The 19,385-nt window shown below is 47.5% G+C and carries 19 protein-coding genes and 1 tRNA gene; 2 read left to right on the forward strand and 18 right to left on the reverse strand.

The window, feature by feature from the left end:
- Nucleotides 1–110 precede the first annotated feature (110 nt).
- The 3 genes from A1sIIB106_RS06010 to A1sIIB106_RS06020 form a co-directional block, all read right to left on the reverse strand.
- Nucleotides 111–1,175, reverse strand: coding sequence for a M24 family metallopeptidase (locus tag A1sIIB106_RS06010; protein ID WP_095677673.1), 1,065 nt, complete (start codon nucleotides 1,173–1,175; stop codon nucleotides 111–113).
- Nucleotides 1,176–1,231: 56 nt separating this feature from the next.
- A tRNA-Tyr gene (locus tag A1sIIB106_RS06015) sits at nucleotides 1,232–1,316 on the reverse strand.
- Between the two features lie 60 nt (nucleotides 1,317–1,376).
- Nucleotides 1,377–1,898, reverse strand: a complete 522-nt coding sequence (locus A1sIIB106_RS06020) for a copper resistance CopC family protein (protein WP_095671579.1) — start codon at nucleotides 1,896–1,898, stop codon at nucleotides 1,377–1,379.
- 95 nt (nucleotides 1,899–1,993) lie between these two features.
- On the opposite strand from A1sIIB106_RS06020, the gene A1sIIB106_RS06025 reads away from it, so the two are divergent.
- Together A1sIIB106_RS06025 and rarD are read left to right on the forward strand one after the other, a co-directional pair.
- Nucleotides 1,994–2,482 carry a YajQ family cyclic di-GMP-binding protein gene (locus A1sIIB106_RS06025; protein WP_095671580.1) on the forward strand — a complete coding sequence of 163 codons (489 nt, stop codon included), beginning with the start codon at nucleotides 1,994–1,996 and terminating at the stop codon, nucleotides 2,480–2,482.
- Complete coding sequence (gene rarD / locus A1sIIB106_RS06030) at nucleotides 2,483–3,373, forward strand: EamA family transporter RarD (protein ID WP_095677674.1); 891 nt, start codon at nucleotides 2,483–2,485, stop codon at nucleotides 3,371–3,373. It begins immediately after the preceding gene.
- On the opposite strand, the gene A1sIIB106_RS06035 is transcribed toward rarD, so the two are convergent.
- The 15 genes from A1sIIB106_RS06035 to A1sIIB106_RS06105 form a co-directional block, all read right to left on the reverse strand.
- Nucleotides 3,341–4,330: a polyprenyl synthetase family protein gene (locus A1sIIB106_RS06035; protein ID WP_095677675.1), complete on the reverse strand. Its 990-nt coding sequence runs from the start codon at nucleotides 4,328–4,330 to the stop codon at nucleotides 3,341–3,343. The two genes, rarD and A1sIIB106_RS06035, sit on opposite strands and share 33 nt — an antisense overlap.
- Nucleotides 4,330–5,850: an NADH-quinone oxidoreductase subunit NuoN gene (gene nuoN / locus A1sIIB106_RS06040; RefSeq protein ID WP_223299485.1), complete on the reverse strand. Its 1,521-nt coding sequence runs from the start codon at nucleotides 5,848–5,850 to the stop codon at nucleotides 4,330–4,332. Before nuoN ends, A1sIIB106_RS06035 begins: the two co-directional genes overlap by 1 nt.
- Nucleotides 5,850–7,367: an NADH-quinone oxidoreductase subunit M gene (locus tag A1sIIB106_RS06045; RefSeq protein ID WP_095677887.1), complete on the reverse strand. Its 1,518-nt coding sequence runs from the start codon at nucleotides 7,365–7,367 to the stop codon at nucleotides 5,850–5,852. Before A1sIIB106_RS06045 ends, nuoN begins: the two co-directional genes overlap by 1 nt.
- A gap of 11 nt (nucleotides 7,368–7,378) precedes the next feature.
- Nucleotides 7,379–9,268 carry an NADH-quinone oxidoreductase subunit L gene (nuoL, locus tag A1sIIB106_RS06050; RefSeq protein ID WP_095677676.1) on the reverse strand — a complete coding sequence of 630 codons (1,890 nt, stop codon included), beginning with the start codon at nucleotides 9,266–9,268 and terminating at the stop codon, nucleotides 7,379–7,381.
- Between the two features lie 2 nt (nucleotides 9,269–9,270).
- Complete coding sequence (nuoK, locus tag A1sIIB106_RS06055) at nucleotides 9,271–9,570, reverse strand: NADH-quinone oxidoreductase subunit NuoK (RefSeq protein ID WP_095677677.1); 300 nt, start codon at nucleotides 9,568–9,570, stop codon at nucleotides 9,271–9,273.
- On the reverse strand, nucleotides 9,570–10,349 hold the full coding sequence (locus tag A1sIIB106_RS06060; protein ID WP_095677678.1) for an NADH-quinone oxidoreductase subunit J: 780 nt from the start codon (nucleotides 10,347–10,349) through the stop codon (nucleotides 9,570–9,572). Before A1sIIB106_RS06060 ends, nuoK begins: the two co-directional genes overlap by 1 nt.
- Nucleotides 10,349–10,870: an NADH-quinone oxidoreductase subunit NuoI gene (nuoI, locus tag A1sIIB106_RS06065; protein ID WP_420021916.1), complete on the reverse strand. Its 522-nt coding sequence runs from the start codon at nucleotides 10,868–10,870 to the stop codon at nucleotides 10,349–10,351. The genes A1sIIB106_RS06060 and nuoI overlap by 1 nt, the downstream gene beginning before the upstream one ends.
- Before the next feature lie 97 nt (nucleotides 10,871–10,967).
- Nucleotides 10,968–12,224, reverse strand: a complete 1,257-nt coding sequence (nuoH, locus tag A1sIIB106_RS06070) for an NADH-quinone oxidoreductase subunit NuoH (protein ID WP_095677679.1) — start codon at nucleotides 12,222–12,224, stop codon at nucleotides 10,968–10,970.
- Complete coding sequence (locus tag A1sIIB106_RS06075) at nucleotides 12,221–14,590, reverse strand: NADH-quinone oxidoreductase subunit G (protein ID WP_095677680.1); 2,370 nt, start codon at nucleotides 14,588–14,590, stop codon at nucleotides 12,221–12,223. Before A1sIIB106_RS06075 ends, nuoH begins: the two co-directional genes overlap by 4 nt.
- The gene (nuoF, locus tag A1sIIB106_RS06080) at nucleotides 14,590–15,870 is read right to left on the reverse strand and encodes an NADH-quinone oxidoreductase subunit NuoF (RefSeq protein ID WP_095677681.1); all 1,281 of its coding nucleotides are present in this window, start codon (nucleotides 15,868–15,870) and stop codon (nucleotides 14,590–14,592) included. Before nuoF ends, A1sIIB106_RS06075 begins: the two co-directional genes overlap by 1 nt.
- A complete protein-coding gene (gene nuoE / locus A1sIIB106_RS06085) occupies nucleotides 15,870–16,496 on the reverse strand; it encodes an NADH-quinone oxidoreductase subunit NuoE (protein WP_095677682.1) in 627 nt (208 codons plus the stop codon). Before nuoE ends, nuoF begins: the two co-directional genes overlap by 1 nt.
- Nucleotides 16,496–17,836, reverse strand: a complete 1,341-nt coding sequence (locus tag A1sIIB106_RS06090; protein ID WP_095677683.1) for an NADH-quinone oxidoreductase subunit D — start codon at nucleotides 17,834–17,836, stop codon at nucleotides 16,496–16,498. The genes nuoE and A1sIIB106_RS06090 overlap by 1 nt, the downstream gene beginning before the upstream one ends.
- A complete protein-coding gene (locus A1sIIB106_RS06095; protein ID WP_095671592.1) occupies nucleotides 17,833–18,468 on the reverse strand; it encodes an NADH-quinone oxidoreductase subunit C in 636 nt (211 codons plus the stop codon). The genes A1sIIB106_RS06090 and A1sIIB106_RS06095 overlap by 4 nt, the downstream gene beginning before the upstream one ends.
- On the reverse strand, nucleotides 18,469–19,023 hold the full coding sequence (locus A1sIIB106_RS06100) for a NuoB/complex I 20 kDa subunit family protein (RefSeq protein ID WP_095671593.1): 555 nt from the start codon (nucleotides 19,021–19,023) through the stop codon (nucleotides 18,469–18,471). It abuts the gene before it with no gap.
- Nucleotides 19,014–19,379, reverse strand: coding sequence for an NADH-quinone oxidoreductase subunit A (locus tag A1sIIB106_RS06105; protein WP_095677684.1), 366 nt, complete (start codon nucleotides 19,377–19,379; stop codon nucleotides 19,014–19,016). Before A1sIIB106_RS06105 ends, A1sIIB106_RS06100 begins: the two co-directional genes overlap by 10 nt.
- Nucleotides 19,380–19,385 lie beyond the last annotated feature (6 nt).

Raw genomic sequence — 19,385 nt, forward strand, 5'->3', positions numbered from 1 at the left:
CTCCAGTGGTAAGACCTCTTGGTGAAGGGTGCCACTGGCGACCTAGCGAGTCAATGGGAAAGCGCGAGTTTTTCGCTTGTTATGAGACCGTTATGAGCAAGGCGAAGGGGTTATCTTTGAAGGATGAAGGGTCTGGTCCGACCATTGACCTCAAAAGCAGGCCAATTCGGATCGTTGGTGAGTATCTCAACCCCCGACTTGGTCGCCAAAATCGTATCTTCAGCCTTGCAGCCTTTACCCGTTGGGTTCCATGCGATCGGTTGGTTCTGCGCAATCAATCTGGCTGTTCCCTGGTTTGCTGGCCAATCACGAGGAAGGAAGCCGGTTGGCCCACCTTGGTGATGGTTCTGCCACTCATCCTTATCGAAACCATTTAGCGGGTAAGCAGCGATCGCAGCATTTATTGGATCTGAGAAAGGCCGACCAACCACAGTGGCATCGAACATCGCCGCCTCAACTTTAAATATTGATTCGTAGCCGTTTATCTCCTCTTGAGATAACTGCCCAAAACTGACAATTCTGGTTATTGATGCGATTAGCCCCTTATGTTTTGCGCATATTGAGGCCGAGACACGGTCTCCAATTGGCGTTGAGGTCGGTAGTGGATGGCGAAACTTGGTGACTCGCTCTTGGCCGGCAACGCCTAGAAATGCGATCTCTAAATTAGAGCGCCATAAGGAACTAGTTATTAGCGCTGCCACATCGATTTCTCGATCGCTACTTTTTACCTCTTTCATAGCGCTTCCTAGAGCTGATGCGGCTTCCAGGCAGATCTTCTTAAAGCGTTCTACATCATCTGCAATAAGTGAGCCGCGAATAATCTCGATCTCAACGCCTAGATCAACTCTGTCACCACCAGGTTGATCAGAACCAACTTTTGCTCCTGTTGGCAATAACGGATCGCGTCCTTGTGACCACGGCACGGTTTGTACTGAAACTTCTGCAGGAAACTCTTCAGTAATTAATCGTGGCGCCTCGACAACATTTGTTATTGCAACAGCAGAATCTTTTGTAATGATTAAATCAAAACAAGCCGCATCGATTGTTGTTGGAACATGTGCTCGTCCAGAAATGGCCCAAGCCAGATTTGGATTACGGCGAAGCACAAATGCATCAAGCCCTTTTTCAGCCATTAAATCTCGTACTGGTTGGATCCGAAGATTAAATGCGCTCATGGTAAGGATGCTACAACTTTGGGCTCATAAGAAAAAGTGAGCAAAATAGGCGTTACTGGTGGCGGGTGAAGGATTTGAACCTTCGAAGGCAGAGCCGGGGGATTTACAGTCCCCTCCCATTGGCCGCTCGGGCAACCCGCCAGGGTCATTCTTTTACGGCGGGCGCAAGATTACCTCAAATATTTAGCGAGGGGTAATCGGCTATTTTGCCCGCTTTTTCCAGATAAAAATCAAGATTAGTAAGCCACCAACAATCGCAGTAGCGCTAAGAATTAGATAGATAGAAAGTTTATTACCTGAAGGAGATGGTGAAGTGGTTATAGGTTCAGATTTAATCTCTGAAGTTGTTACTGCCGATGCTTCAACTGTGAAAGTAAATTCGCCCTCAATCACATGGCCATCAGCAGCAACTGCGCGATACTCGACTCTAAATACTCCAGTTTTGTCGCTGGTTTTTAGCGCTTTAGAAAGCGTTGGACCAGCAACTAAAACCTCACCTTGGCTTACATCATTATTGGTGGAGTCAAAAACCTTTATTGAATTCGAATCTCCAATAGCAATCAACTCTTCTGCGAAGGTGATGTTGATTTCTGGTGGAAGCGAATTAATCACTGATTCACTCTGAGGAATTGAGTTAACTAGCACTGTGTGCGCTGGCGCTGGAGATGCCGAAAATGCAAGGAAAATGGCTCCCGCTAAAGCGATAATCTGTCGTAAGCGCATGGATCAATTCTACTTCGCATAAACTTTATTAATCCTTCTAAGCGCGATAACCTAGCGCTATTCAAAGTGATCTTCACCGCTTTTAGGAGGGCCCCATGGCTGATAGCAGTTTCGATGTAGTTTCAAAGATTGATCGTATGGAGCTTGATAACGCGATCAACCAGGCGATCCGCGAGATTGATACGCGCTTTGACTTTAAAAATACCGGCGCAAAAATTGAAATGGCCGGCGAAAAGATAAATATTGAAGCTGATACCGAAGAACGCGCTAAGGCAACTCTCGACGTCATCAAAGATAAAATGATTAAGCGCGGGGTTTCACTTAAGCATATTGATCCAGGCGAGCCACAACTTTCTGGAAAGATCTACAAGATCTCTTGCCCGCTTAAAGAAGGTATCTCTACAGAGAATGCAAAGAAGATCGCTAAGTTTTTACGTGATGAGGGTCCAAAGTCAGTTAAATCTCAGATCCAAGGTGATGAACTACGCGTCACTAGTAAGAGCCGTGACGACCTGCAAGCCACGATGGCGATGATCAAAGAAGGTAAGTGGGAGTTCGCAGTTCAATTTGTGAATTTCCGTTAATTGAAAAAGCAGAAGCTTGGCCTCATATATGGGGTTAGCGCATATGTCTTGTGGGGAATGTTTCCTCTCTATTGGCCGCTGCTCGAGCCTGCTAACCCGCTTGAAATCGTTTCGCACCGCGCTGTCTGGACTTTGATCTTCTGTGTAATTGTTCTGGCAATCACTCACGCCCTTAAATCAACCCTGGCCACTTTTCGTCGCCCAAAGGTGGCAATCAAGTTGTTCCTTGCCTCAGTTCTGATCTCAATAAACTGGCTGATTTATATCTGGGCAACCAATAACGGGCACGTTGTAGAAGCATCACTTGGTTATTACATAAATCCGCTGATAATTATCGCCTTTGGTGTTCTCTTATTGAAAGAGAAGATGCGCCGGCTGCAATGGGGAGCAGTTTCAATTGCAACAGTTGGAGTATTCATCCTTACCGTTGATTACGGTCGTCTGCCTTGGGTTGCTTTGGGGCTTGCCCTTTCGTGGGGAACTTATGGACTTGTTAAGAAACAACTCGGTCTTGGTGCGCTAGAAGGTCTAGCGATCGAAACAATGATCGCCTTTATTCCCTACTGCGCATATCTATTCATTATTGGATCTAAGGGTGAAGGACAGTTTGGCAGCGGCGCAGGTTTAACCATTCTCTTGATTAGTGCGGGCGCAGTTACCGCTATTCCGTTGCTCTTATTTAACGGATCTACTACACGCCTTCCATATTCAACGATCGGGCTCTTGCAGTATATAACTCCAACGATTCAATTTTCGATCGGTGTTTGGGTAAACCATGAAGCGATGCCGACAGCGCGTTGGGTGGGATTTATCTTTATCTGGTTAGCGCTAATGACACTGGCAACGGATCTTTTGAAATCAGGCAGATCGGTCGACAACAGCATCGCATAGCGAGAATAAAGCGCTAGTTGCTGAATTAAGAGGCAGTGGGCCAAGTGCGGTGCGCGCATCTTTAGCAATATTTCCAAGCTGTTGACGGGCTTGTTGCAAGCCATCATGGGTGCGCAATGCGCGAAGAACTTGCTGCACCACAACTTCGTCATGAATAGGTGCGCTTAATAACTCTTTAAGTTCAGCATCTTCAGCTTTATTTGAAGCCATTACATTTAAAGTTACAAGGGTAGGAACGCCCTCACGCAGATCAGTTCCTGGAGTTTTTCCAGATTGGCTAGATTCGCTAGCGATGTCGATTACATCATCAGCCAGTTGGAATGCGATACCGATCTGTTCTCCAAATTTAGTTAGCGTTTCAACGGTTTCACGCGGTGCTCCCGATAGAAGTGCGCCAAAGCGTGCGCTAGTTGCAATTAGCGAACCGGTCTTATCCCCCACAACGCGCAGATAATGTGCGAGCGGATCTTCACCGTTCTGTGGTCCTTGGGTTTCCATGATCTGACCTATAACTAAACGTTCGAAAGTTCGCGCTTGTAAGCGAACCGCTTCAGGGCCTAAGTCGGCGAGTAGATCTGATGCCTTTGAGAAAAGGTAATCACCGGTCAAAATTGCGATGGTATTTCCCCAACGATTATTTGCACTTTCTACACCGCGACGAAGTGGCGCTTCATCCATTACATCATCGTGATACAGCGTTGCCAGATGCGTTAATTCACAGACCACCGCTGCAGGAATTACTTCCTTGCGCGTTGGATCACCAAAATGAGATGAGATAAGAGTTAATAGTGGGCGCAAGCGCTTGCCGCCGGCTGCAACTAAGTGGCGAGAGGTTTCTTCAACAAGCGGGTAATCGCCTTTAATGTGTTCACGGAGTAAATGTTCAACGCCTTGCATACCTGTAGCAAGATCTGCCTCAAGTGCGGGATCTAGATCAGGAATGCCGAATGATGACATTAGCGAAGGAAGGCAGCTGAACTTTGAATAAAGTTAATCAAAGGAGTTGGGTAGATTCCAAGTGCGAATGTTGCTACTGCAGATAACGTGATTGTGATCTGTGTGTAGATTGACGGGATTACAACGCTAGTTCCATCTTCGACTGGATCTTTAAAGAACATCAGAACAATTACGCGGATATAGAAGAACGCTGCGATTGCTGATGAAAGAACACCGGTAATCAAAATTGCTGTTGATCCACTTTCGTAGGCAGCTGAGAAGATCGAGAACTTTCCGATAAATCCGCTCGTTAGCGGAATTCCTGCAAAGGCCAGTAAGAAACCAGCGAAAGCTGTGGCAACCCAAGGAGAACGCTTTCCTAGACCGCTCCAGCGATTTAGATCGGTAACTTCACCAGCAGAATCGCGAACTAGAGTCACGATACCGAAGGCACCTACTGTGGCAATTCCGTATGCAAAGAGATAGAAGATTGAAGATTCCAAACCTGATTTGCTAAGCGCAATTACACCTGAGAGCAAGAAGCCTGCATGGGCGATAGATGAGTAAGCAAGCATGCGCTTTACATCGCGCTGTGCGATTGCAACTAGTGAACCAAAGACCATAGTTATCAACGCAATTGCGATGATCGCTGGACGCCATTGCCAGTAAGCCTCAGCGAATGAAACATAGAAGATACGGAGCATTGCACCGAACGCGGCAACTTTGGTGGCAGCTGCCATAAGGGCGGTAACTGCAGTTGGTGCGCCCTGATAAACATCTGGTGACCAAGCGTGGAACGGAACTGCGCCAACTTTAAAGAGAAGTCCGATTGAGATAAATGCGATTCCGAGAAGTAGATAAATATCATTTCCACTTCCACCAATTACCGCTGAGTGAATTCCAGCGAAGGTAACGGATGATGAATATCCGTAAAGATATGCGATTCCCATCAAGAAGAAAGCAGATGCGAAAGCGCCGAGCAAGAAGTACTTAAGAGCAGCCTCTTGCGACATCAAGCGGCGGCGGCGCGATAGGCCGGCCAATAGATAAAGTGGAAGCGAAAGAACTTCTAGCGCCACAAAGAGAGTAATTAAATCGGTAGCAACTGGAAAGAGCATCATTCCGGCAATTGCAAAGAGAGTTAGCGGGTAGACCTCAGTGACTCTTAAATCTTGCTGCAGTGATGCACGTTCTTCATCTGATCCTGGAAGAGCAGCAGCCAGCGCGGTGAAGTTCTCTTGATCTGCAAGCAAAAAGACCGCAATAATTGAAATAAGAAGTATCGAACCTTGAATCAACATTCCTGCGCCATCGAAGGTTACTGACTCCATCGCAGCCGCTGATGATGAGCGATCACGCACGCTAATTAGCGAAACTAGCGATAGGACCAAAGTGGCCAGAGTAATAAATAGTTGTGATGAAGCGCGTGATTTACGAGGAGCAAAGGCTTCGATGAGCACGCCAAGAACAGCGCCACCAAGCACGATCAGAATCGGTGCAAGAAGTGCATAATCAAGGGTTGGAGATACGAATTCAATCATTACTTGCCCTCACTCATGGTTGGCGCTGGATCGCTAAATCCTTGTTGCGAAATGATGGTCTGCGATGCTGGATTAATGATGTTTAACAACGGTGATGGGTAGAAACCAAGAACGACGATCGTTGCGATAACAGGTGCGATCGCAATTTTCTCGCGCAGAGTTAGATCGCTTAAATTCTCATTGCCCGGAGTTGTTGGGCCATGGAGCGCGCGTTGTACCGGAATCAAAATGTATAGAGCCGCTAAGACGATACCGAAGGTAGCGATAACCGCTGCAACTGGATATCGCGTAAAGGTTCCAACTAATACTAGGAATTCGCTAACGAAGCTAGAAAGACCCGGTAGCGCCAAGCTCGATAGACCGGCGATAAAGAATGACCAAGCCATGATTGGTGTGACGCGTTGTAGTCCACCGAAATCTGAAATTGTCGATGAGTTACGGCGAGTGATCATAAATCCAGCAACTAAGAAGAGCGCTGCAGTTGAGAATCCGTGGTTAAACATGTAAAGCGTTGAACCAGACATACCTTGCGAAGTCATCGCGAAGATTCCCATGGTGATAAATCCGAAGTGAGAAATCGAGGTATATGCGATCAGGCGCTTAATGTCTTTCGCACCAATTGCAAGAAATGCACCGTAGAGAATGGAGATAACTGCCAAGGTAATAATCATCGGAGTAAATGTCTTGCTTGCCTCTGGGAAGAGAGTTAGGCAGTAACGGATCATTCCGAATGTTCCGACCTTATCTAGAACACCTAAGAGCAATACTGAAGTTCCAGGGGTCGCTGATTTTGCAGCATCTGGTAGCCATGTATGTAGCGGCCAGAGCGGAGCTTTGATCGCAAATGCGATAAAGAATCCGAGGAATAAGACGTTCTCCATCATCGGAGTCAGAACTGTATGTAGCTGAGAAAGTGTTGTTATATCGAAGGTGCGGTTGCCGTAGCGAGTTGCCATTACATAAATGCCGATAATTGAAGCGAGCATTAGCAAGCCACCGAAGAGGCTGTAGAGCAAGAATTTAACTGCTGCGGCAGCGCGTTCGCCGGATCCAAAACCACCAATTAAGAAGTAAACCGGAACCAACATCGCTTCAAAGAAGACGTAGAACAAGAAGACGTCAGTTGAAGCAAAGACGCCGATTATCATTGTTTCAAGTACTAGAAGTAGTGAGTAGAAGACCTTGGGGCTCCAACGTCCGCCTTCAGATTCATTCCAGCCCGCAACTACGACGATTGGGGTTAAGAGAACAGACATCAAGATCAATACGAGGGCAATACCGTCAACACCCAAGGCATATTTGATACCAAAGGCAGGAATCCATTCGCGAGATTCTACGAATTGAAAACCTTTAGCGTTGAAGTCAAAGGAGATCGTCATGTAAATGCCAACAAGAGCAACCAATATTGTGGTCACAAGTGCGATCTGTTTAGTTAAAAGAACGTTTGTCTTAGGAGCTAGCGCGATGAAAGCGGTACCAATCAGCGGCAGCAGCATCAAGAAAGAGAGGATGTTCATATCTGCCAGGTTCACGTTGTTACCACCCAAATTGCCGCGATCAGCGCTGCTGCGCCAATCAAAATTAGAACTGCATAGCTACGAACAAAACCTGTCTGAGTTTCGCGGAGCGCAGATCCAGAGCCGAGCGCCATCTTTCCAACACCGCGAACTGCGCCATCAACAACTGAGCCATCAATCTTGACTAGGGCAGAAGTTAACGCTTGTCCTGGGCGCATAAAGAGCGCTTCGTTTACATCATCTTGGAGTAAATCGCGTCGTGCGATGCGAGTAAAGATTGAGACTTTCTCAGGTGCCACGTTATCAATTTCAGAGAGTTGGTACTTGATGACTGCAATTGCAACGCCAATTGCAACCATTGTGAGAGCAAGTCCAGAGACAACAATTGGAGGCAGAAGTTCGGTGTGCTCACCATGTTCTTCAAAGAGTGGCTCTAGCCAATGCTTGAACGCTTTTCCACGATAGAGCAGGTAGCCCGAGATAACTGAGCCGATTGCCAGAATTGCCATCGGAATCCACATCAAAGCAGGGGATTCATGTGGATGTTGGTTATCGTCCCAACGCTTTGGACTGGTAAAGGTCAAGATCATTACACGCGTCATATAGAAGGCCGTGATCGCTGCACCTAAGAGCGTGACTGAACCGAGAATAATTCCCTTTGCACCACCGGCATTTAGCGCCGTTTCGATAATCATATCTTTGGAGTAAAAACCAGCGAATGGTGGAACTCCGATAATTGCTAAGTAGCCAAGACCAAAGGTCACAAATGTGATCGGCATAAATTTACGCAGTCCACCATATTTGCGCATATTTACTTCATCGTTCATGCCATGCATTACCGAACCTGCGCCAAGGAACATTCCGGCTTTAAAGAATCCGTGGGTAAGTAAGTGCATGATTGCAAATGCGTAACCGGCAGGTCCAAGGCCTGATGCCAAGATCATGTAACCGATCTGAGACATCGTTGAAGCAGCAAGTGCTTTCTTGATGTCATCTTTAGCCATACCGATAATGGCACCGAACAAGAGAGTGATTGCTCCAACGATAACAACGAGAAGTTGTGCGGTTGGCGCGGCATCAAATACAAAGTTAGAGCGAACAATTAGATAAACGCCTGCTGTAACCATGGTTGCGGCGTGGATCAAAGCAGAAACTGGAGTTGGGCCAGCCATCGCATCGCCCAGCCATGCCTGCAATGGGAACTGCGCAGACTTTCCGACTGCCGCAACTAGCAACATAACTCCGATGGCAGTCATAGCTGCTTCAGATGCATGATGTGAATGTTCTTTTACTCCGCTAAATGAAACGGTGCCTAATGTGGCAAAGGCGATCATGATCGCAAAGGAAAGCCCCATATCGCCGATACGGTTCATGACAAATGCCTTCTTAGAAGCAGTTGCATATGCTGGTTTTTGATTCCAGAAACCGATCAATAGATAGGAGGCAAGTCCTACGCCTTCCCAACCGACATAGAGGTTGAGATAAGAATCGCCAAGAACCAAGAGCAACATCGCTGCGATAAAGAGGTTTAGGTATGCAAAGAAACGACGGCGATCTTTGTCGTGAGACATATATGAGATGGAATAGATATGAATCAAAGTTCCAACGCCGGTGATTAGCAGTACAAAGCAGATCGATAACTGATCTAACAAAAGCGATGCATCTACGTTAAAGCTTCCAACGCTGATCCAGGTAAAGAGCTTCTGCGTCACCGGGCGAAGCTCTGCTTCGCGATCAAGCATCTGTGAAAGTTGAATTAAACCAACTGCAAATGATCCAGCAGACATCGCAGTAGCAAGTAGGTGTCCCCACTTATCAGCCTTACGTCCAAGAAGCAGCAGGGCAAGTGCGCCAAAGAGTGGAAGCGCGATTAAATAAACAAGACCGTTATTGGTAGCCATTTTTATCGCTTCAACAAACTGGCATCATCGATAGATGCTGATCGGCGTGAACGGTAGATAGTGACGATGATCGCAAGGCCAACTACTACTTCACAGGCTGCAACAACCATCGTGAAGAAGGCAACCACTTGACCATCTAGCGTTCCGTTAATTCTTGAGAAAGTTACTAGTGAAAGATTTGCTGCGTTGAGCATTAGCTCAATACACATAAAGACAACGATTGCGTTGCGGCGAACGACTACGCCAACGGCGCCGATGGTAAATAGAATCGCGGAAAGGTAGAGATAGTTATCGAGGCTCATTACTTCTCCTCCACAACTGATGTATCAACATTGTCGAGTTGGAACTGAGCTGAATCAATTACATCTCCACGCGCCTTGAGCGTTGCAGAAATTGAAGAAGGAGCTGGCGTTCCATCTGGCAAAAGTGCTGGCACATCAACTGCGTTGTGACGAGCAAAGACGCCTGGGCCAGGTAGGCCGGCAGCGCCTGCTAGAGAATCTGAGCGGAAACGATTTACTGATTGTTCGCGCTGAGTTGGGCGCGGGGTTGTGCGTTGATGATGTGCCAGAACCATTGCGCCAACTGCTGCGGTAATTAGCAGCGCTGAAATAACTTCAAATGGCCATACGTACTTTGAGAATAAGAGTGCAGCAAGTCCCTGCACATTTCCTGGTCCATTTGCAGCGTCTAATCCAACTGGTTCGCGACCCAAAGTTGCACGACCAAGGAGTGAAACCATTAGTCCGCCAAAGCCGACTGCTGCAGTGATTGCAATAGGACGAAGTCCAGTAATTGTCTCGGTTAGCGAATCAGATGAATCAACACCGACCAACATCAAGATAAAGAGGAAGAGCATCATCACCGCACCGGTGTAGACAACCACCTGAACAATTCCGAGGAAGAGCGCGCCTTGTGCGATGTAGAAAATTGCGAGCGAGACCATAACCCACGCAAGTAATAGCGCTGAATGAACTGCCTTCTTAACTAACAACATTCCAAGTGAAGCAAGAACTGAAAGTGGTGCTAAGAACCAGAAGAGAACTGTCTCTGGCGTCTGAATAGTTAGTAAAGGTTCCATTATTTTTGCTCCTGTGAAGGATGAGCTTCCTTAACATCGCCGTTGTAATAGTTGGTATCGGTCATACCTGGATACATTGGATGTGGAGGTGGCAACATGCCTGCGCGAAGTGGACCTAGTAAATCGTCTTTTTCGAAGATCAATTTGCTGCGAGTTGAATCTGCTAGCTCGTATTCATTTGTCATGGTTAGCGCACGTGTTGGACATGCTTCAATGCAAAGCCCGCAGAAAACACAACGTAGATAGTTAATTTGGTAGACCTTGCCGTAACGCTCTCCTGGTGACATTTGATTATCAGGAGTGTTATCTGCACCTTCAACATAAATCGCATCAGCAGGGCATGCCCATGCACAAAGTTCGCAACCGATGCACTTTTCGAGTCCATCTGGGTGGCGATTTAACTGATGGCGACCGTGGAAACGCTCTGCAGTTGGCTCTTTAACTTCAGGGTATTGAACAGTGTTTACCTTCTTAAACATGGTTATGAAGGTGACCCAGAAACCCTGCGCCTGCTTGAGCAAACTCTTTGGACCAGGTTGCTCTACTTTTTCATAGGCAACGCTGGTGATATCTACATCTTTATTCTCTTTATTTACGAGTGGTTGAAATTCGTTTTGGTCAGCCACGATCGCCTCCCTTGTCTGAAACACTATTTGAAAGATTGATTGTGGTTATTTCGGATGGAAGCGATGGAACGGCAAAACTTGGAGCTGCTGCTTCTGGGTAAACATGTGCAGCGCGCTTTCTCTTTGAGGCATCAACTGCTGTAGAAATTCCCATAACGATGAGGACTACGACGCCAGCAAAAATAAATGTGGTGACACGAGATTGGCTGGTAGTAGAAATTAGACGAAGCGTTGCAACTACCAAGATCCAGAGCAACGAGACCGGAATCAAGACTTTCCAACCGAATTGCATAAATTGGTCGTAACGCAAACGAGGAAGAGTTCCACGTAACCATACGAAAACAAAGAAGAAGAAGAGAACCTTTAAGAAGAACCAAACGAGTGTGAACCAACCGCCGAGCCATTGCTCTGTAAAGCCCAGACCTGGAATTGCGTGGTAACCACCAAGGAATAACGTTGTTGCTAGTGCTGAAACAGCGATGATATTTACATATTCTGCCAAGAAGAAGAGTGCGAATTTAAGTGATGAATACTCAGTATGGAATCCACCAACGAGTTCGCCTTCAGCTTCGGCTAGGTCGAATGGCGCGCGGTTTGTTTCGCCAACCATTGAGATCGCATAGATAACAAAGGATGGGAAGAGAACTAGTCCGTACCACCAAGTGCTCTGCTGCGCGGCAACGATTGATGATGTAGACATTGATCCGGAGTAGATAAAGACTGAAACAAGTGAAAGTCCCATGGCGATTTCATAAGAAACAACCTGCGCGCTTGAGCGGAGCCCGCCAAGCAGCGGATAAGTCGAACCTGATGACCAACCAGCGAGAACAATTCCGTAGACACCGACTGATGCGGTGGCAAGAACATAGAGAACACCGACTGGAAGGTCGGTTAACTGCATAACAGTTTCTTCGCCGAAGAAGTTAACTGGGCCAGTCATTGGCATAACCGCAAAGGCCATAAATGCTGCGGTGGTGCTGATTACTGGAGCAATTACAAAAACAACCTTGTCGGCTGCAGCCGGAATCAAATCTTCTTTCAGCGCAAGCTTTACGCCATCTGCAAGCGCCTGAATTAAGCCGAATTTTCCAACGCGGTTAGGGCCAACGCGCATCTGCATACGAGCAACGATGCGACGTTCGCCCCATACAGACATGATCGTCAAGACAACGCAAACGGCAAAGACAATAACTGCCTTAAGGGTGATGATCCAACCCGGATCATCTAGCAATAACTGAGCGTTATTCATGCCTTCACCACCGATACAACATCGCCGTGCACGGCATTTAATGAGATCAAAGTTTGTGTACCGAATGAGTTGCGTGGCACCCAAACTGCATCATCGTGAATATCTTCAACTAAAGCAGGAAGTGAGATTGATCCGTGTGAGTTAGAGACTCGCAAGATATCGCCATCTTTAACGCCCATTGTTTCAGCGCGCTTTGGAGAGATAACTGCAACGGATTTACGCGCAGTACCAGCCAAGTTTGCTTCGCCCTTTTGCAAAGTACCGAGATCTAGCAAGCGACGCCATGAAGTAAGTAGCGCTTCATTTCCAGAAACCTTATTTGCACCCGCTGCAGAAACTGCTGCGAAGTTAGCGCGTGCGCCATCCCATTTACCGAGTGATGAAATCTCACGCGCTGCTTGAGTAACTGTGCCGAGCATTATTGATTCGCCCATTTCGTCAGCGATAGCCGACAAGATACGAAGATCTGAACGATTTAGTGAATCTGCAACTGCCGCATCGAAAGCACGTGCGCGGCCTTCCCAGTTAAGGAATGAACCAGATTTTTCAGTTACAGCCGCAACTGGCAGAACTACATCAGCCACATTGGTAACTGCAGAGTGTGCAATCTCGAGTGATACAACAAATGACTTTGAAAGTGCGGCAAGTGCGGCTGCGCTATTTGGCATATCTTGTGGATCAACGCCACCAACAACAACTGCATCAAGTGAACCGTTGCCAAGGCTTTCAATAATTTCAGAAGTTGTGCGACCAACGTTTGTAGGAATTGTTTGAACTCCCCAAACAGCCGCGATATCTACACGTGCTGCAGCATCGGCAACAGGGCGGCCACCTGGAAGAAGCGTGCCAATTGCACCAGCTTCAAGTGCGCCGCGTTCGCCTGCGCGACGCGGAATCCAAGCAAGCTTTGCGCCACTCTTTTCCGCAAGCGCAGCGGCTGCAGAAAGTAGACCAGTAGTTTCAGCAGCGCGTTCGCCAACCAAAATAACTGACTTACCGGTTAGAGAAAGTGCTGAAAGTGCAGCGCCTTCAGATCCTGGTGCGACCTTAATAAATTCAGCCTTTAACTTTTCAACGCCGATTGAAAGCTTAGTTGCAACTGCGCTGACCTTTAGCGCGCGCTTGCGAACCTGCTTGTTGATTCGAAGGAAGACGATTGGTGATTCTTCTTCTGGTTCAAAACCAATGAGAACCACATGATCTGCGATATCGATATCGCGGTAGGTAGTTGCTGAGCCAACAACTTTCGCGCCAAGGAAATCACGTTCTTCATCTGATGAAACGCGCGCACGGAAATCGATATCGTTTGTGCCAAGTGCGATGCGTGCAAACTTGCTGTAACCGTAAGCATCTTCGGCAGTTGCGCGTCCACCAACTAGAACCGCAGCGCGCTTGCCCTTAAGACCTGCTGCAGCTGCAGCGATTGCCTCTGGCCATGATGCAGGAGCAAGAACTCCGTCAGCGCCACGAACCATTGGAGTTGTTAGACGATCAACTTCAGTTACGTACTTAAATGCCCAGCGACCTTTATCGCAGTTCCATTCTTCGTTAACTGCGGCATCATCACCAGCAAGGCGACGTAAAGTCTTTCCTCGACGAACATCGGTGCGCATATCGCAACCGGATGCGCAATGTTCGCAGGCAGATGGTGTTGAAACTAAATCGAATGGACGTGCCCGGAAGCGATAAGCAGCCCCGGTAAGTGCGCCAACCGGACAGATCTGCACGGTGTTACCTGAGAAGTAGGACTCGAATGGTTGGTTCTCGTAGATACCAACTTGCTGCAGTGCACCGCGTTCGTTAAGAGTAATAAATGGATCGCCAGCAATTTGATCAGAGAAACGTGTACAACGAGCACAGAGAACGCAGCGTTCGCGATCGAGCAGAACCTGAGATGAAATCGCAACAGGCTTTTCAAATGTGCGCTTTACGCCTTCGAAGCGAGTCTCACCATTTCCGGTGCTCATCGCTTGGTTCTGCAATGGACATTCGCCGCCCTTGTCGCAAACAGGGCAATCAAGTGGGTGGTTAACAAGGAGAAGTTCCATAACACCGCGCTGTGCTTTTTCAGCAACTGGTGAAGTTAGTTGAGTCTTTACGATCATATTTGGTTCTACTGGAATCGTGCATGAAGCCTGTGGCTTTGGAAATGCGCGACCGTTAATTTCGATATCAACTAAACATTGACGACAAGCGCCAACTGGATCAAGAAGTGGGTGATCGCAGAAACGTGGAATCTGAATTCCTAGTTTTTCTGCGGCGCGAATAACCAAGGTTCCCTTTGGAACGCTGACTTCAAAACCATCGATAACAACGGTAATGAGTTCTACTGCTTGCGCGGTTGTGGTCTCTTGAGTCGTAGTCATTATGCGTTTGCTCCAGAGAAGAGAGTTGATTTAACTGGATCGAATGGGCATCCACCGTTTGTTAAGTGGGCGATGTATTCGTCACGGAAATATTTGATTGAAGATGTGATTGGGCTAGTTGCGCCATCACCAAGTGCGCAGAATGAACGGCCCATGATGTTGTCGCAGAGATCGAGCAACTTAGCTAGATCTGCTTCAGTACCCACGCCGTTTTCTAGATCGCGCAGAATCTGAACCAACCACCATGTGCCTTCGCGACATGGTGTGCACTTGCCACATGACTCGTGCTTGTAGAACTCAGTCCAACGCAATACTGCGCGAACCACACAAGTTGTTTCATCAAAGATCTGTAGCGCTTTAGTGCCGAGCATTGAGCCAGCAGCGGCAACGCCTTCGTAATCAAGTGGAATATCAAGGTGCTGATCTGTAAATAGTGGCGTTGATGATCCACCTGGTGTCCAGAACTTCAACTTATGTCCGGCGCGAATTCCGCCTGACATCTCAAGAATTTCACGAAGAGTAATTCCAAGCGGGGCTTCAAATTGACCAGGATTTACAACGTGGCCAGAGAGTGAATAAAGCGTGGTTCCCTTTGATTTTTCAGTACCCATTGACTGGTACCACTCAGCACCGTTTGCAATGATCGCTGGAACTGAGGCGATTGATTCGACGTTATTTACAACTGTTGGTCGTGCATATAAACCTGCGATCGCAGGAAATGGTGGACGCAGACGTGGTTGACCACGGAAACCTTCAAGTGAATCAAGCAAAGCAGTTTCTTCACCGCAGATGTAAGCGCCGGCACCAACGTGGAGAACAACATCAATACCTTTACCAAGATGGCCAGCTTTGTAAGCATCTTCGATCGCTTGATTTAAACGACGGACAACATGTGTAACTTCACCGCGGATATAGATAAAGGCATGCTTTGCACGAATTGCGTGGCAAGCAATGATGCAGCCTTCAATAAGTACGTGTGGGTTTGCCATCAAAAGTGGTGTGTCTTTGCAAGTACCTGGCTCTGATTCGTCAGCGTTTACAACCAGGTAGTGATCTTTGTTATCGCCCTGTGGGATAAAGCCCCACTTCATTCCGGTTGGGAAGCCTGCGCCGCCGCGACCGCGAAGTCCAGAATCTTTTACAAGTTGAATAACTGCATCTGGATCCATAGCAAGTGCTTTGGTAGATGCCTTGTATCCACCATGACGTGTGTATGCATCGATTGTGAATGAATCTTTCTCATCCCAATGTGCGGAAAGTACTGGAGCTAGTTTTGTCATTACTTGCCCTCTTTCGAAAGTTTTAAACCGAGAAGTGTTGGTTCGCCAGCTTGCAATCCTTCATTGGCTTTTCCATCGCTTAAACCGGCAAGAACAGCTGATGCTTCTTTCCAAGTAACCAAAGAGTTAGGTCCACGAGTTGGTGGTTTAGGTGTTCCCTTGCGCATTGAATCAACTAGATCTTTTGCAGTCTCAACGTTCTGGTTGTCGTAGAACTCCCAGTTAGCCATAACAACTGGTGCGTAATCGCAGGCTGCGTTGCATTCGATATGTTCTAGAGAAACTTTTCCATCAGCGGTAACGCCATCGTTTTCAACGCCGAGGTGATCTTTAAGCGCTGCAAATATCGCATCTCCGCCCATAACCGCGCACAAGGTGTTGGTGCAAACACCTACGTGGTACTCGCCTACTGGGCGGCGCTTGTACTGGGTGTAGAAAGTTGCAACGGCAGTTACTTCAGCAGTTTCTAATTCAAGCAACTTAGCAATTTCTTCAATGCCTTCGTTGGTTACATAACCGGCAAGTGATTGCACGTAATGAAGCAAAGGCATGATTGCAGAGCGGCTGCGTGGGTAGCGCTTGATAATCGAATTCATGATTTCGATCTGATCTGGTGAGTAAGCCATTAGCGGTCAACGCCTCCCATCACAGGATCGATTGAGGCAACGGCGCCGATGATGTCGGCAACCATTGAGCCCTCACACATTGCAGATGTTGATTGCAAGTTATTGAAAGATGGTTCGCGGAAGTGAACGCGGTAAGGACGTGTGCCGCCATCAGAGACTACGTGTGCACCGAGTTCGCCACGTGGAGATTCAACTGCTGTGTAAACCTGACCTGCTGGAACGCGGAAACCTTCGGTAACAAGTTTGAAGTGGTGGATCAAAGACTCCATTGATGTGCCCATGATTTCGCGGATGTGGTTAAGCGAGTTACCCATTCCATCTGCACCAATTGCAAGCTGTGCTGGCCATGCAATCTTCTTATCGGCAACCATTACTGGTGCGCCTTCAAGTGATTTAAGTTTTTCAGCACATTGTTCGATGATGCGAAGTGATTGTTCTAGTTCATTGATACGAATCAAGAAGCGGCCGTAAACATCGCAAGTGTCTGCGGTTACAACATCGAACTTGTAATTCTCGTAACCTGAGTAAGGCTGAATCTTGCGTAGATCAAGTGGCAATCCAGTTGCGCGAATAACTGGACCTGTGACTCCAAGTGTTGTTGCACCAGCAAGATCAAGGTAACCAATTCCCTCGGTGCGCTTCATCCAGATGCTATTTCCCACGAGCAACTTCTCGTTATCTTTAAAGCTATGACGCAGATCTTTTACCGTTGCCAAAACTTTCTCAACAGTGCCAGCAGGAAGATCTTGAGCAACTCCACCTGGGCGGATATAGGCCATATTCATACGAAGGCCTGAGATAAATTCAAAGATATCTAGAACTTTTTCACGTTCGCGGAAGCAGAAGATCATTGGTGAAAGCGCACCGAGTTCAAGCGCGCCAGTACCGAGCGCAACCATGTGTGAAGAGATACGGTTGAACTCCATCATCATTACGCGAATAACATCGGCCTTTTCAGGAACATCGCCTGTAATTCCAAGGAGCTTTTCAACGCCTAAGCAGTAAGCAGCTTCGTTAAATAACGGAGCTAAGTAATCCATACGAGTTACAAATGTTGTGGCCTGAGTCCAGTTACGGAATTCGATATTCTTTTCGATTCCTGTGTGCAGGTATCCGATTCCGCAACGAACTTCAGTAACAGTTTCGCCTTCGAGTTCTAGAACCAAGCGAAGCACGCCGTGCGTTGATGGGTGCTGTGGACCCATATTTACAACAACGCGCTCTTCTTTCGCCTGACCAATTTCAGTTACGAGTGAATCCCAATCGCCACCAGTTACAGAGAAGACAGTGCCTTCAGTGGTTTCGCGTGATGATGCATATGGATCTGCGTACGTACTCACTTGTAAGACCTCCGATCTGATGGAGGTGGTGTAACAGCGCCCTTGTATTCAACGCCGATTCCGCCAAGTGCGTAATCCTTACGTTGTGGATGTCCTTGCCAATCATCTGGCATCAAGATGCGAGTAAGTCCTGGGTGGCCATCAAAGATGATTCCGAACATGTCGTAAGTTTCGCGTTCGTTCCAGTTAGATCCAGCCCAGACTTCAACAAGTGAAGGAATGTGTGGATCGACATCTGGAACAGAAACTTCCAAACGAATTCGTTGGTTATTTGTCACTGATAACAAGTGGTAAACCGCGTGAAGTTCGCGATTGGTATCTTCTGGATAGTGCACACCAGATACGCCCATCGACATTTCAAATTTCAATTTATCGCGCAAGATAAGTGCAACTTCTACTAAACGCTCGCGCTTGATGTGCAGAGTTAGCTCGCCGCGATCAACAACTACGCGCTCGATAGCATCTGCAAAATCTGGATATGCGCGCTCTAGATCATCGGCAACCTGATCGAAATAACCACCAAATGGGCGCTGTGAAGAGCCTGCAGAAGCGGTCGCGCGAACTAGCCCACCGTAACCTGAGGTATCCCCCGTGCCGGCAGCACCAAACATTCCGTGTTGCTCATCAGACATTTAAGCCAACAACCCCTTCAACTGATGGGTTGGTACTGCAGCCATTGCCGCCGCTTCAACTTCCTTGATAACTTTTTCGCGGTTAGGTCCGAGTTTTTCGTCGTAAATCTGATCGTGCAATTTAAGAATTGCATCCATCAACATTTCTGGACGTGGCGGACAACCTGGAAGATAAATATCAACTGGTACTACGTGGTCAACGCCCTGCACGATTGCGTAGTTGTTAAACATTCCGCCTGAAGATGCACATGCACCCATTGCGATAACCCACTTTGGTGCAGCCATTTGATCGTAAATCTGGCGAAGCACTGGAGCCATCTTGTTTGAAACGCGACCGGCAACGATCATCAAATCTGCTTGACGTGGGGATGCGCGGAAAACTTCCATACCAAAACGTGCGAGGTCGTAACGACCTGCACCTGCCGCCATCATCTCAATTGCGCAACATGCTAAACCGAAAGTTGCTGGCCAAAGTGAATTTTTACGCATGTAACCTGCAAGTTTTTCAACTGAGGTTAAAACGATTCCGCTAGGTAACTTCTCTTCTAATCCCACTCGAGGCCTCCGCGACGCCAGACATATGCAAATGCAACGAAGACTGTTCCGATAAATATCGCCATTTCGACTAAACCAAATAGTCCAAGTTGATCAAAGGTGACAGCCCATGGATATAAGAAAACGATTTCAATATCAAAGATGATAAATAGCATCGCGGTTAGGAAGTACTTAACTGGAAAACGTCCACCTTGCGCTGCTTGCGGTGAAGGTTCGATTCCGCACTCGTACGCCTCTAACTTTGCGCGGTTGTAACGAGCAGGTCCGGTAACGGCGGCTGCGGCAAGAGAGAAAATTGCGAAGCCAAAACCAACGGCTGCGATAGCCAGAATCGGAATATATGGATTACCGGTCACAAGCGA

The sequence above is a fragment of the Candidatus Planktophila lacus genome (assembly GCF_002288325.1).
GTDB lineage: Bacteria > Actinomycetota > Actinomycetes > Nanopelagicales > Nanopelagicaceae > Planktophila > Planktophila lacus.